The sequence below is a fragment of the Paenibacillus sp. CB74 genome (assembly GCF_055687625.1).
The window spans coordinates 470900-485520 of the sequence record NZ_JBVMUS010000002.1 but is presented as its reverse complement, the minus strand read 5'-3'; the positions used below and the strand labels follow the sequence as shown (position 1 = coordinate 485520).

The following is a 14621-nucleotide window of genomic DNA, read 5'->3' as shown; positions in this document are numbered from 1 at the left end:
GGAATATTACAAAGACCGGCATATAAAAATATTTGGAGAACCATGAAACAAAAGCAAGTTTACAAAGAAATCGATACGAACCCACATAATTATATAAATATTTTACTACAATGAATATGTTTGATGACTTATGGGCAGGACTACGAACAAAAGTCTAGGGGGGTTCTTTTATGTTAACAGCAACGCAGTACGAGCTTTGGTTAATAAATAATACCGTACAATTAAACGCTAAGAATATAATTAACGAAATCCGTTCGTCCCAACCTTCCCGGCTTGTCGCCAGCTCTATAAAGAATGTTTCTGGACGGTATCCTAGTATAAAAATGAACTTTACAGTTCAATATGAAAGTCACACATTAGAATTACCTTATATCCATACTTTAGAACATAGTAATTCTGTTTTAGAATTCTATGATCAGCCTAATTCAATTAAACTTGATTACATGAGCAAAGTTAACGAAAAACATAGAAGAAAAACTTTTTACTACACACCTGATTTCTTTGTTGTAGAAGAACATGGGGCAAAATGGGTAGAATGTAAAACCGATGAAGAGCTACAAAAACTATCTGAAAAGGATCCTTTTAGATACTGTTTAGATAGTAACGGCAATTGGAGATGTCCACCGGGAGAAAGTTATGCCCAGCAATTCAATCTTGGTTTTGAAGTATTTAATTCAAACAAGTTACATTGGGTATATCAACGAAATCTTGTTTTTCTTTCAACATATCTAAAATATACTGTAGATTTCGATACAAAAATGTCTGATAAATTATTATTACATCTTGAATGTAAACAAGGACAGTCACTCAACGATTTGCTAGATGCAGCCGACAATCTAGACATCCCGTCTGATATAATTTACTCCTTAATTGCTACTGAGAAAATATATGTTGATTTGTACAGCCATGTTTTGGCTGAACCTTTGTATACACCTGTCTTTACTTCTAAAGAAAAAGCTATGGCCTACATCCATATAAAGAATACTACCCTAGATTTATCTATGATTGAGAGTACAGTTATAGATATTGAAGTTGGGAGTAGTCTATTATGGGATGAACAAGTATGGGACATCCTTAATAAAGGTCAGAATTACCTCACGATACGCAACAAACAAAGTATAGTTGACTTAACACATGCCGAAATTGTCAAGTTTGCTAAACTAGGGAAGATAAAACATAGTAAATCAAATATTGTAACGAAAACAACTCATGATAATAAAGCACATGAAAGACTTATTTCAGCTAGTATAGAGGACTGTCGCATAGCAAACGAACGTATGGAATTGATCTTGCCCTATTTACAGGATGATTCCAGAGTTGATACAAGCCCCCCTAGCCGGACCATAAGAAACTATGTCTACAATTATAAAAAAAACGAACAAATATACGGAAATGGGTACATTGGTCTACTCCCACTACATCAACAGAAAGGTAATTACAGGAGTAGATTGTCAGAAAGCACAACCAAATTAATTGAAGAATGTATTCGAGATAAGTACGAAATCTTTAAGCAACCAAAAAAATTAGAAGTCTATGGAGATTTTTTAATAGCTTGTGATGAAAAAGGGATAGAACCCTGCAGTTATAAGACTTTTGTAAAAAAAATCAATACCCGCCCTACTCATCATCAAGTTAAAAAAAGGAAAGGTGAGAAAGCAGCTTACCGCTTTGAATCTTTTTACTTAGAATATAGCCAAACAAATATACGTCATGGAGATCGTCCGTTTGAGATTGCGCATTTAGATCACACCGAGTTAGATATTGAACTCATTGATCCACTCACCAAGAAGAATCTTGGTAGACCATGGGTAACGTTTCTCACTGATGCATGTACAAGGAAAATACTAGCATTATACGTTACTTTCGATCCCCCATCCTATCGATCTGCGATGATGATTTTTCGTGAATGTGTTAAACGTTATTCAAGATTACCTGAAACAATTGTAGTTGATGGCGGAAAAGAGTTTTCCAGTATTTATTTTGAAACAACACTTGCAATGTTTCGCTCTGGAAAAAAACAGCGACCTGCGGGTAAACCAAGGTACGGATCTGTTATTGAACGGTTATTTGGTACCACTAATACTCGCTTTATTTATAATCTTTTAGGAAATACACAATCAACTAAAGATGTTAGAACAATCACTCCAAAAAACAATCCAAAAAAGCTTGCAGTCTGGACCCTTAGTAAATTCTCCGAAAAATTAGAAGAATTCTCATACCATATCTATGATCAAATTGGACACCCTGCGCTTGGTGGTCAAAGTCCAAGTGATGCCTTCGCATTAGGTCTCAAAAACTCTGGCAAGCGCAATAGTACTATTATTCCATTTGATGAGAACTTTCTTATTCTAACTATGCCTTCAACAAGCAAAGGAACTGCAAAAGTACATCCAGGTAAAGGGTTTAAGAACAATTATGTTCATTACTGGTCTGAGAGTTTTCGAAATCCCGAAGTTGAAGGAAAACAAGTTCCAATTCGTTATGATCCATACAATATCGGTGTAGCTTACGCATATGTAGGAAAACGATGGGTTATGTGTATGTCTGATTATTACAGTATCTTCAATGGAAAAACTGAAAAACAAATTAAAATTGCATCCAAAGAGATTTTACAGAAGAATCGCAACCATTCGAGAAGATTCCAACTAGATGCCAAAAAATTAGCAGAGTTTTTGAGAAATTGTGAATCTGAAGAGCTCTTGCTCCAACAGCTGAAGGATGATCAAAGTTTAGTACAAAAAGAAGTCGCACAAGATACACAGAGTGATGAAGAATTTATTCTAGACAAAATAGAAAAGTCCGTTACTCAGGAAATTACTAAACCGAATATTGAGACTATTTTGGAGGAACGTTATGGAGAATTCTAAAGTTCCCGCAGCTGTCATGGAGTTAACTAAAGATGAAAAGATAAGCTATTTCAATAGCAAATTGATCTCACATCCAAAACTAGAAGATGCCTTTCAACAATCTAAACTGGCCATAACAAATTACAAGACCCCGCTGATTCTTCTATATGGTCCAAGTGGAGTAGGTAAATCCACTTTACTATCTAAACTTTATAATGATCTCGTGAACGAAATAATGACGGAGTTATATGTAGATCATTCAAAGATCCCTGTTGTATTCTTTGAAGCAAAGGCAGCAGAATCAATTCAATTCAGTTGGAAAGATTATTTTAAGGCTGGTCTGTTAGAACTTAACGAACCATGCATCGATAAGAAAATTTCACCTAGAGAAATAGTCTCTCAAAAGCTTAGTAGGGAAACTTTATCCGCATTAAGATGGTCATTTGAGAGTGCTTTAATCCATAGAAAGCCTTCGGCTTGTATCGTTGATGAAGCACAACACATTGCAAAAATACCAAGAGGAAGTAAACTTTTAGATCAAATGGACGTTATCAAATCTATTGCAAATGTTACTAAAGTTCCACATGTTCTTGCAGGAACATATGAATTGATTAAATTCCGAAATAAAAGCGCTCAGTTAAGTAATCGCAGTCTTGATATTCACATCTCACGTTATAGAGCAGAAAGTCATCAAGATCTTCAACATTTTCAAACGTGCATCTTATCTTTACAAGATCATTTTCCTGTTCAGGAAATCGACCTATTAACACATTGGGAGTTTTTATATGAAAGAAGTATCGGGTGTATAGGGGTCTTAAAACTCTGGCTAGAAAGAGCTTTAGATATGTGCTTAACAGAAAACAGCACCCATTTTTCTCCGAGATTTCTAGAAAAAACAGCATTGAGTATTAAACAATGTAACACAATGGTCCGAGAAGCTAGAGAGGGTGAACTTGAACTCCATGAAACTGAAGAAGAAAAGAACTATCTTTTAAGTGCACTTGGATTAAATAAGATAAAACAAGCTAGTATAACCAAAACTGAGAAAAAGAAAAGTAATAAGGTAGCACAAAGATCTCCAACAAGAGATAGTTGTAGCATTGATTAAAAAAGAAAGGAGAAACATATGCATTTAACTGAAACTATTCCGCCTAGAACTTCGCTATATTCAATTGAGCCAATTAATAATAATTCTGATGAAGTTGAAAGTCTTAATCATTATATTTATAGATTGGCTCGTTTGCATTATCTTAAAGTGAATACACTGCTAAAACATTGTTTAAACACCCCAAAACCACCTCTAATTTTAACTAAAAATAGCCACTCAATTGATTATTTTACTCAAGAAAGTTTAATTCAATGTTTAGAAAGAACAACTAGTAGGAGAGATCTTTCTTTTACTACACTTCTTTATTATAAGAATGTCATCGCGAGTTCCGGTCTGCATCGACTTCATCATTCTTGGTGTCCTGCTTGCCTTTCTGAAAATCATCAGCCTGTTTACGAGAGACTAAGTTGGACTTTCAAACATGTAAATACATGCCTAAAGCACGAATATGTTTTAATCGATCAGTGCCCTGTTTGTCAAAAAAAATTAATAGAGTATAAAAACTATGGTTACTGTAACTTTTGTGATTATGATTTAAGTAGCATGAAGAGCAAAAAAAAAGCGACTTTAACTGAACTGGAAATCACGGATAAAATATTAAGCCTTATTACACCCTATCGACTGAAAGAAATCCCGACTAGTACCTGCGTTGATTTTTTTAAGGAACGTGGAGGTTATAGTGGGGGATACCTTGTAACCAATTTAAAAAAATCAACACTCAGTATGACGAAAGCATTAAGATTTAGTGCTCGCTACAATCTTCCCATTAACCAAATTCTAGATGAACGATTGATCCAACGATTAACATAATGCTTCCTTGAAAAATGAACCTACATAAAGAGTAGGTTCATTTTCTTTTCTTGAAATTACTATTTAGGCAAACTTATGGTTCAAATTTTCAATCTTGGCAAACTTATGGTTCTAGATAGATTAAGAATAGCTTAAAATAACCCATAATAAAGCCTTTTTTTGGCTTTATTATGGGTTATTAGGTGACAATTTTATGGGTTAAGTATCATCCCCCCACAAAAAAAATGAGGTTTTTCGGATTCAAAACTAAGTTAAATTAACTTAAGTTAATTTAACTTAGTTTTGAACATAAAAAGAACAACAATCATTGTTGACTGTTGTTCTTTTTATGGCAAATTCAGTTCGTTTTTTCAGTAGATAAATGAAGCAGTTTTTTTTCAAAAGAGGTGACATCAATTTGGTTGATGGTGGCTAGAATGAGTGCATAAGAGTTCTCCTTCTCCCACCCTTCTATTGGTGATCCCTGGTAATGCATATGTTGGAAAGAAACCGGATCAAAGTGTCCATGCGGCACCTCCACCTGATCGCCCATCCACATCCTGATCCGGAAATCAATCATCGTGTTATCACTAAGGATAATCCACAAATGAGGCTGGACAATACGCGAGGAGCCCTCCATTTGAACTTTTCCCGCGAATACTTCATGTACTATTCCAGCCCTACTCAATATCAAGCTGATTACTCTTGTCAATCCATCACACTCTAATGGACAGTCATCGAGTTCGCTAAGTATGGTCCCAATTACCGAGTCGGTACTCATCAGCATACGCGCTTTCCTGTACCATAGATAATCTTCATCAGTTGAGTCCAATATTGCCCCTCTCGACTCGATTTCCTTTTGTGTGTCTTGATCCTTACAACCAACCGGTATTAATCCAGTTGATATTTTCTTGAAGTATTCCAGATTCATTATTTGTCTTCCTTTGTTTTGCTTATTTCAGAGAGCTGCTTTGATGAAGATATCCGATTTTAAATGTACAATTTGATTTAAGATATCTTCCTTCATTATTCAGTACCACACCGTTTTCCGAGTGTGCTTGTAACGTTCCAGTCTCTAAATATTTACCATCATTCATGAATACTTCAATAGGTACCTGAAAAAAAACAGCATTATCAAAATCTACACTATGTACTAATACTTGATCGCGCTTAAACAAAAGTACTTCCTCCTTTTTTTTCTTAAAATAAACAACCCTCGAATAGATTAAATCAGAGATTTTCTAATTTAACAGAGCCTAATTCGAGAGTTGTAATTTCTTATGCCGCATGGCTAAAGACTATGTAAGCAAAGGTTGTTATGCCTATATTATAGCATATTGAATCGACATAATCCTCCACTAGATGTGGATTTAAGCTATCAAATTTGATTATTGACTTTAATGTACTGGACTAGAATCGAAAAATAACAGTTCACATTGCACCCCGTGTTTAAGCAGCATATCTCTCATCGTTTTAACTGCAGCATGTACTACGTCCTCTTCAGTTATTGTTCTTTGATGGAGACGCAGATGTTCTACAATTTCAAGAATCATTGGTTTCATTTCTGGATCATTGGTTATGTTCATTCAAAGTCCTCCTCAGGTTGATAGAGATTCTGATAGCCAGTCTCTCTGGGATTAATAGCAGATACAACATTAGTTTTTCATGTGCAGCCATTAGAATAGGTTTAACAAATTTAGATCTTCAATCCGATCATAGTCCGGATCATATCAGTGACGGTCAACTCATCCATAATTTCATGTCCATGGTTTAGCCCAATCCCTGAAGCTATGTAGTCACTAAAACATTCTTTCAAATTCTTTTCGGTTGGTTCTACGACCGTATATCCTGAAGCATCCAACGCCCTACGAATGCGTGACTCCTGAATACCATCAGTAAATTTCTTCCACGATGCCATGGCCTTGTCAGCTGCTTCAGCTGCACTACCTTCAACAACTCCGTTTCCCACATTCCTCACCCCTGACTCTTCAATTGTTTAGTTTTTATTCCAGCGTATTACCACGGATATTCGGATCATCGTAAAGATAATATGGACCTTCCCAATAATACTCACATTGCTGGCATTCTCGCTCTACGTACCAGCAGCCTAATGACACGTCAAAGTTCCATTCTTCATTTTTATCAGAGCAAGTGCAGTTGGTGACCATTTCGGGAGGAACACTTCTACTAGAGACCGATTTTGTCTTTAACAATTCAAGTGAAGCCTCTATGTGCGTTGCCATAAGGTATTCAATCATCTTCATATGCCGACGTTGCCGTAATTTCATAAAAACCAAGTATCCTATAAGCACCATACCTACTACACCTACACCTGCACCTATCCACAACATAGATCTCCCCCTACGAACTACCAGTCTTGTGCTTCAAATGATTGTGATCCATACGCCGAATAATGAAGATTTGTTTGTATACTCTGTTTTAATACCCTGGTTGGTTCCTGGTTATTTTGATCAGTAATGCTAGGATCTTTACCGCAAAAGGGACAATACGGGATATCAATCGAATCTAACTCCTTCTGCTGGTACTCATTGGTTGGATATCTAAAGTAAAGGTCCCAGGAATCATTAACTGTATCTTTGATCACGAAGACTCTGTCTTCCTCCGAAAATTGAGTATATTTTTGGTTAAAATCCATCAATTCATTGCATGCATGATTAATTGCATTAGGTTTCAATATGTCCACCTTCCTGTACATTCATAGATCACCAGCCATTCACTAACTCCACACTATCATCATAGACCGGCTGCAAAATCCAAATTGTTCTATGACTATGGCTAGAAATGATGATGTGAGAACTTTGAAACTGAAGTCACTGTTTTTATAGTGAGTCCTATCGTCTCTTAGGTCATTATCTGGCTCAAATTCCTAGTGATTAAAGTATATTCACTCATCTCCCATTCGCTCCCTCCTGTGAGTACGTTGTTTAATGTGTGAATGATTTAACGATAATAAAGATTATCCCTGTGGCAACTGCTATTTCACCCATTATAAAGCGCTTAGGAAAAATCGAGTAATAAATGAGGTACAAATTCATTGGCGAAATGTTTCAAGAGGTTTCGCCACGTATTTCTAACAATAAACAAGTTATTTGCGCAAAAAAGCGAGCCATCTTTTGGATGACCCGCTCTTGTATTCATTTTATTAGGCTTTTGTCTTATCTTAAAAACATTATCACAGAGTACTCTTTTTTCTCTATTCATCATCAGTTACAGTATCACTCCATGTAATCTTTATAACGTTTAAATATTTCCTCTTTTAGATCCTTATTTCTGACGAAGTTGGCATATTCTTTAGCTATTTTCTCAAAGTCCGCTTCTCCATCGATCTGGAGTTCACTATCAATGACTGTGAAAAAATCATCTAAATAATTATTATCACCATTTTCAAAGAATACATTCTGAATGGAGTGATCCGAGATATTGAGGAGTGATGCCCTTAGCTCCCCCTGTTCAATAGTTTTTTGTATGTAATTGTAATGGTGATAAAAAAACAATTGTAATATGAAAATCTCTTCATTTTTTTTCGGTTTGATTACTAATAGTCCTACATTTTCAACATGGGGTACTGCAATCATAATACATACAGAGTCATCAGATAAGTACTGATTCAGTATAGGTCGAGCTTTTACGTAGGGAGCATCGATGTATACATATAGTGGTCGATTTAACTCTTCAATTACTTTAAAGTAATTGGGATTTTGAGTGATTTCTTTAAAGCTACTCTCATGAACAGTTAGTGGCAAATTCACACGTTTGAAAAGTTCAATGAGTGTATCTTTTTTTATTAATCCACCATAGATGGTCTTTGTAACGTTATCCATAAACATAAAAGGATAAGTAGAGGGGGAAATTAAAATTGGTAAGACAACCGCTCCACTACCACAAATTAAAACCTCAACAAGTTCCTGTGCCGGTGTTTCCGCTGATATTTTGTATGATGTAAATGAGTTAGGGTGCATCCAAAGGTATGTTTCGCTAGGATTAATCTCCTGCAAACCTTCTAAAATTTCAAGCATTTTATCCTTTTGAGGATGCTTTTCAATTACAGTGTGTAGTAAGACAAGTACATCTTCATGTTCTGAAAGTTTGTACTCCAGACCTGCCTTGTTGAAAAGTGCCTCCACTGTGAAGTCTTCATTATTCTGGAGAATACTTTGAGCTGCTGAAGTGAGTAATTTAAATCGAACATCTGGAATCAAAGCTTTAGACCCTATGCCATACTCATTTTTGAAATGGTTTTCTAAAAGTCTTGGCTTCAAGACGTTAGAAACTTTCCCGATGTTACCTGATAGAGCAAGCTGAGTTAACATGTTAGCAATTTCGAGTTTTTCTGAAAAAGAGAGATCGTCATGTTGATGTATTAGGAAGAATAGAGGTTGAAGATAGTCAAAATATTCTCTGTTGTTTAGCTGCATGTCCCGTAAATGATGAAAGCAATCTTCCTTCCCATTTTTCTCATAATACCAAATCATTTCATAAAAAACAGCGATACATTCTTGAGTGATTTTCATCTTGGAGAGTAAATAATGTGCTGTATCTGTTAATCGCTTGTCTTTTTTACCAAGTTTGTATAGCATGGTGACCAGAAATCCATACGGTGAACGATGAGTAACTTGGAAATGTACTGTCTCATGAAGTATGGTAGAGAGTTGACCAAGTGAATGTTTAATGGTGGGATCTACCCTGGGCGTAATTGTTCCACTCAAGATCATATATTCCTTGTTGAATTTTGTTCTTCATAGTATCTTTCTCCTTTTAAATTATTCCCTCTTAGCATATACCTTATTTTGGATTAAATAAATAAAAAGCCTCCCTTAAGGGAAGCTTGAGGTTACCTCACCAGATAAATGGAATGATTTTATGTTTTACTTTAAGTTGGTAGTCAGTATAAGCTTGGCCATATCGTTGAATCAAGTACGATTCTTCTTTTAGAATTACCAAACGGTAAATCGGAATTATGATGCATCCCATACCGAGAGGGATCAACCAGGGGGAGATAAGAGAAAGTAGTACTCCCTCAAAAAAGAACATGCTATAAATTGGGTGCCGAACATACCGGTACATCCCCTTGTGGACTAGTACCGAACTATCTTTCGGTTGATGTGAATCTGAGAAGTTTTTAGAAAGGTTGAAAATGCTTAAGTTGTGCAATAACAGAATTAGATCCAATATTATAATTAAGATAATGACTGTTACGGGGTGAAACCAAAATATAGTAGAAAGTTTCACAAAATAAGCACCAACATAATATACGACGACAAAAGCTCCAAAGTATAAAGTATATCTGTCTATTTCTAATTTCTGTTTCTTTGAGTTGAAGTACATTTGAATAGGAATAGAGAATAACAAAACAAATAACGTAATGACTGCAGCGTAAAACACTAAAGTAAGATTCATAATGTCAGGACCCCTTTTCTTTAATTAGTGATTAGTCGAACTCATTATTAACGGTATTGATAATGGTCTCTTACTGAGCTAGCAGTTAGAAAGCATTATGCGTCCTCTTATTATAGAGAAGTATAATTTTTGTAGATATCAGAAAAGTGCTCTATCAAGTTTGAGCTCCTTTTTTTGATGTTTTCATGAAACAAGCTATTGGAGCCATCCGTCCGATAGCTTATTTCCGTTTTTATAGATGTCACTATTTGAATACTGGTTTCTCTCACCAAGCTAAAGGCAGACTTATAAAATTTGATTATCATAAACACATCCAGGGATTTAAAAAATTCTCTAATGATCTTAACAAAGTTACAAAAACCAGATAAAAGATCGCACATGTACATCCTGTATAAAAGATCAGCAGCGTTCTTCCATTTTTAAATAACAACATACGATCTGATTGGCCGTAAGCGGTCTTCGTTAGCGATTTCACTGTGTCGTTTTTGAGTTGAACAGCTTGATTACTCCCAGTCCACAATTTTAAACAAGGAATGAGTATGGACATAAAAATAAGAATAATCATTACGATTGAAGTAATTAGTTCTATCCACGGTGAAGTGGTATGTGTATGAACAATGACTAATCCAATTGTGATCAGTAAAGATGCCATAATAAATTCCATAGCAGCTCCTGCAATAGCATATACCTTTGCCTTCCAAGACTTTGGTTTAGCGTATACTTCATTCCATGGATAACAGATTCCTTTTGTACCATGTACCTTCTTATTCTCTGACTTAGAAAAAAACTTTACTTGAACACCGGCGATTGACTTTTCCGTCTGGAGATCTCCATGTATGTCACCAATGATGATGCCACAATCAGGATCTCTGTAAATGTACTTTAATACGATGTAATGCCCTAACTCGTGAACTACAAGAGTCCCCTTACTTGCGTACATTAAGGCTGCAACAAAATAAGCCCATAAGAAAATGGTCATTTTTTCACTCCGTTCTATTTTATTTTTGATTGATCTTTTGATTTCGATGGATTAAAGATGATGAGCTACTTTTTGGGTGTGGTTTGAGAGGAATTGCATTAGAGGATCTATCGTGGTATCAAATACTCTTTTTATAACCGGCTTGTATAATCGCCTTTACACATGTTCCGCTATAGAATTTAGTTGTGTGTGATCCATCATGGTACCCCCTTGAACTAAAGAAGACATGAATTTTGCCCTTTATGGGTTTACTGCAAAGATTACAGATGGATTCAGACTTCTCCCTTGAGTAGGAACCTTCATAAATAAACTCATGTCCGTCTATAACAAAGCAGCATCCAATTTGTTTTTTCATTGCTGCATAGCAACTTTCATTGTTTTCTCTGCATGTATAGCTAATACGGCTTCAAAGTATGGCTTAATTTGATTTAAAAAATCTTGTTCTAACGGATATTCAGGCGAAGTATACTCTTGGTTTAGAAATGAGGATGAGATTTGCATAGATTTAGATAAGAAAAGTTCGAAGGATCTTGCGAAGATTTCAGATGGATAAAAATAATAGGATCTCTTTTTCTTCCATTTGACCTTGAACGCGTTGTTGTTTGGCAGTTTAGTTACATTGTCCTCCACAAGGTGTTCGTACATGCTGATAATGGGATCAAAGTTAATGGTTTCACTGAGGACTTGCCCTGGGAGAATGGTATGGTCAAGTTGGTGCCCCAGCTCATGGGCGTAAGAACTTGGACCATCTATATCAATAACTGTTGCTTTATAATACGAATAATAGAGACCGGCAGCTTTGTGTCTTCCAAGCTTGCGAATTCGGAAACTGTGGTCCAATGCTTGTTTTAATTCAAGTTGTGTGCGCAGCTCCGTAAACTCCATTTCTAGAGTTTGAAACTTTTGAAGATCTACATCATTGTCTAACTCCACTTCGCCATACATCCATAGGAATTGATTATCTTTCATCATGGATAATGTAGCAGGACTAATATTCTTTTTCGTTTGAAAAGCTTTAGCATATGAAGAATGCTCATTCATGATTTGTCTTGTTTTTTCCCGAATATTTCTCATGGTTTTGATCAGGCGGGGAATAATGAGATTTTTCACAGCATTAGATAGCGGCACCTCTGTATTAGATCCATCAAAATCCTTTAGTGTAAAACTGGTATCGTAAAGCACTTCTTTATTGTTTAAGTCAGGAAGTGATAAGTTATAGTGTTTCATCGTTTTCTGAAGTTGCTGTTGAAAGAAGATGTCTTCTGGCATGATGTGTTTATTTTCATTGTCGGATCTTAAGTAATAGTATTCAGCAATCTTAAACTGTAAGTATTCGGACTGAGCTACTGCATAAGAATGAAACGTATTGTTCACTATAACGTTTGTAACCATCTTATAAACGTCTGTGAACAAGAAGTAGCCTATTTCATCCATGTTTTTAGTCAGGCCTCGATTACGCATATGGAATCTATCCAATAACTCTTTTCTGAGCAATGTAAATGCATTGCGAGTTTTATCAAAGACTTTTAAGTCTACCTGAACGGGGTGATAAGGTATGATGTCTTCTGTTGTGATTTTCCCTGCAATGGCCAATAGTCTAAAAATGGACTTCTCCCTTTCTGTATCAGGGGGTGCAAGCAAATGAATGTCGATTTGATAAGGCCCATCTGACACCTGTTTAACGAAATCTAGGATGTCCTCTAATGCCATATTCTTCACATGTTTCTTTACCTGCCTTTGTACAGCACTTCTAAACTTTTTTTCAAGCTGAACAGGTGAATCATTAGGTCCCACTTCCAAATTTATTCCTGCTAAAATCTCACTCAATCCTACTTTTTGAAATTCTTCTCTTAGTACATCTTCTTTTCTCAGGGTATGAATTCTTGTTCTTTCCATTTTTAAAATACCTCCATTTGATTTTAAAATATGTTGCAACTTATAATCAGACGACAAAAAACACACTTAGATAGGAACAACCCTGATGGGGGAAATTTCGATAGTTTATCGAATTGTTCACTTCAAGTGTGTTAATAATGGTTTCACTGATTTGCCGCGTGGCTCAGTGCTAGAAATATTCCTTAATTAAAGTGATCATAACATGTTGCTAACCAAGATGAAAGTTTCATATGCCTTTCGATCTGACTTTATCAGCAAAAGCAGAAAATTCTCTCCATTGGTTCTCAATGTGCTCTAAGTTTTTAATGCGATCTCTCTGACCTTCTACTGTATGTTGTAGATTGGTGATTTCAATGTCCTTCTTTTCTATTGTTACTTGTGCTTGTTTAAGTACATTTAAAGACCTACTCATGTCCTTTAAAAAAGACTGTATCGACTTTATCGCTTCCTGCATGTCGTTAATATCAATACTCGCTATTCCGGATTGCTTTGCTTTCTCATCTGATTTCTCAGCAGGTTGGGATTGGTTACTGTCTTCTACCAAGGTTAACTTTGCTTTATTCGCATTTTTTAATTTTTTCGCTTTTTCTAAAGCGGATTTATGCTTATCGCGCAGCTCACTGTTCCATCTGAAACCACAACTACCAGGTGTTCTACTTTGCAAACGCCCAGAAGCAACCTCAAAACCATTCAGTTGAGTTTTTCCTTGGCTCACAGATTCTAATATAGCTTGGACAAGTATTATATCTTCTGAGGCTGTCCATATAGGTGATTTTTTCAAAGCAGTACTATCATTCATATATACTCCTCCTTATCATAGTTAGGTAAATTTGATCATCTCTTCTATAATCTTATCCAAAGTTTTTTTAAATATACTAAAAAAAGGAATCCATAATGGATTCCTTTGGTGATTCGGTATAGTTTATGGCGAAATGGATCTTTCCAAGACAGATCCATTCCATAGTGTTTCGTTTACTGATAATAGTACCAGTCATCTAATCGACTTTTCAAAGCACGCATCGGCTTTGAAAATAGCTTAAGAGCTCTGGATTCGGGGTTTTCAACGACATGAGTTTGCCGCTTCATTTTCAGAAGGTGACCCTTCTTTTTCAAGAATGGTAGTGCTACTGGTAGCCATAACATTGTAACCGTCACAAGAAATAAGGTTAACCCGATCACCGAATTCAGAACCAGGTTCCACTGCTCATTCTTCATGTCAAACTCCACAATTTTAGCGTATGCAAACCATACAAAAGCGAGTATAAGTCCTATAAACAAATACAACAAAAGACAACCTACAAGAAATTGTAATATCCCCATCACTTGTACATCACGATTAAGGTCAAGTTAAATTCTCCTTCCGAAGACGTTCAAGGGCGCCATCTTCAATGCTTATGACATCTCCACAAAGTTCTTCCCAACTAATCGTGATACCTGATTGGCAGTGCGTGCAAGTAAAATTAATTATCATCTCTTCCGGATCGTAATCTGCATCCAAAATCATTTCCATATCCATTATTTTATCGTGACACTTTCGAATTATCATAATTCACCATTCTCTCTATATCGATGTCATTCCTATGTA

General features: G+C 35.8%; 14 protein-coding genes. 3 read left to right on the top strand and 11 right to left on the bottom strand.

The features are described from left to right. The first annotated feature begins 170 nt into the window (after window positions 1-170). From ACX9NY_RS32465 to ACX9NY_RS32455, 3 genes are read left to right on the top strand one after another with little or no spacing between them, the layout of a single operon-like run. Entirely contained in the window at window positions 171-2867 is a 2697-nt protein-coding gene (locus ACX9NY_RS32465; protein ID WP_472479801.1) for a TnsA endonuclease N-terminal domain-containing protein, read from the top strand. After that, entirely contained in the window at window positions 2854-3954 is a 1101-nt protein-coding gene (locus tag ACX9NY_RS32460; RefSeq protein ID WP_472479800.1) for an AAA family ATPase, read from the top strand. The genes ACX9NY_RS32465 and ACX9NY_RS32460 overlap by 14 nt, the downstream gene beginning before the upstream one ends. A gap of 18 nt (window positions 3955-3972) precedes the next feature. After that, window positions 3973-4764, top strand: coding sequence for a TniQ family protein (locus ACX9NY_RS32455; RefSeq protein WP_472479798.1), 792 nt, complete (start codon window positions 3973-3975; stop codon window positions 4762-4764). A gap of 337 nt (window positions 4765-5101) precedes the next feature. Here the strand turns inward: ACX9NY_RS32455 and ACX9NY_RS32450 are convergent, their stop codons facing one another. The 11 genes from ACX9NY_RS32450 to ACX9NY_RS32400 all read right to left on the bottom strand — a co-directional run bounded on the left by ACX9NY_RS32450 (window position 5102) and on the right by ACX9NY_RS32400 (window position 14251). Next, window positions 5102-5674: a hypothetical protein gene (locus ACX9NY_RS32450; protein WP_472479796.1), complete on the bottom strand. Its 573-nt coding sequence runs from the start codon at window positions 5672-5674 to the stop codon at window positions 5102-5104. Between the two features lie 22 nt (window positions 5675-5696). After that, window positions 5697-5921 (bottom strand): hypothetical protein, encoded by a 225-nt coding sequence (locus ACX9NY_RS32445; protein WP_472479794.1) that lies wholly within the window; start codon window positions 5919-5921, stop codon window positions 5697-5699. A 219-nt stretch (window positions 5922-6140) separates the two neighbouring features. Next, a complete protein-coding gene (locus ACX9NY_RS32440; RefSeq protein ID WP_472479792.1) occupies window positions 6141-6329 on the bottom strand; it encodes a hypothetical protein in 189 nt (62 codons plus the stop codon). Between the two features lie 110 nt (window positions 6330-6439). Next, a complete protein-coding gene (locus tag ACX9NY_RS32435; protein WP_472479790.1) occupies window positions 6440-6712 on the bottom strand; it encodes a hypothetical protein in 273 nt (90 codons plus the stop codon). 34 nt (window positions 6713-6746) lie between these two features. After that, a complete protein-coding gene (locus ACX9NY_RS32430; RefSeq protein WP_472479788.1) occupies window positions 6747-7094 on the bottom strand; it encodes a hypothetical protein in 348 nt (115 codons plus the stop codon). Between the two features lie 885 nt (window positions 7095-7979). After that, complete coding sequence (locus ACX9NY_RS32425; RefSeq protein ID WP_472479786.1) at window positions 7980-9470, bottom strand: hypothetical protein; 1491 nt, start codon at window positions 9468-9470, stop codon at window positions 7980-7982. Between the two features lie 130 nt (window positions 9471-9600). Beyond that, window positions 9601-10089, bottom strand: a complete 489-nt coding sequence (locus ACX9NY_RS32420) for a methyltransferase family protein (RefSeq protein ID WP_472480352.1) — start codon at window positions 10087-10089, stop codon at window positions 9601-9603. Between the two features lie 373 nt (window positions 10090-10462). Beyond that, window positions 10463-11140 carry a hypothetical protein gene (locus ACX9NY_RS32415; protein ID WP_472479784.1) on the bottom strand — a complete coding sequence of 226 codons (678 nt, stop codon included), beginning with the start codon at window positions 11138-11140 and terminating at the stop codon, window positions 10463-10465. Between the two features lie 351 nt (window positions 11141-11491). Then, window positions 11492-13036: an LPD1 domain-containing protein gene (locus ACX9NY_RS32410; protein ID WP_472479782.1), complete on the bottom strand. Its 1545-nt coding sequence runs from the start codon at window positions 13034-13036 to the stop codon at window positions 11492-11494. Window positions 13037-13262: 226 nt separating this feature from the next. Beyond that, window positions 13263-13835, bottom strand: coding sequence for a hypothetical protein (locus ACX9NY_RS32405; RefSeq protein ID WP_472479780.1), 573 nt, complete (start codon window positions 13833-13835; stop codon window positions 13263-13265). Between the two features lie 173 nt (window positions 13836-14008). Beyond that, the gene (locus ACX9NY_RS32400) at window positions 14009-14251 is read right to left on the bottom strand and encodes a hypothetical protein (protein ID WP_472479778.1); all 243 of its coding nucleotides are present in this window, start codon (window positions 14249-14251) and stop codon (window positions 14009-14011) included. Window positions 14252-14621: the final 370 nt, after the last annotated feature.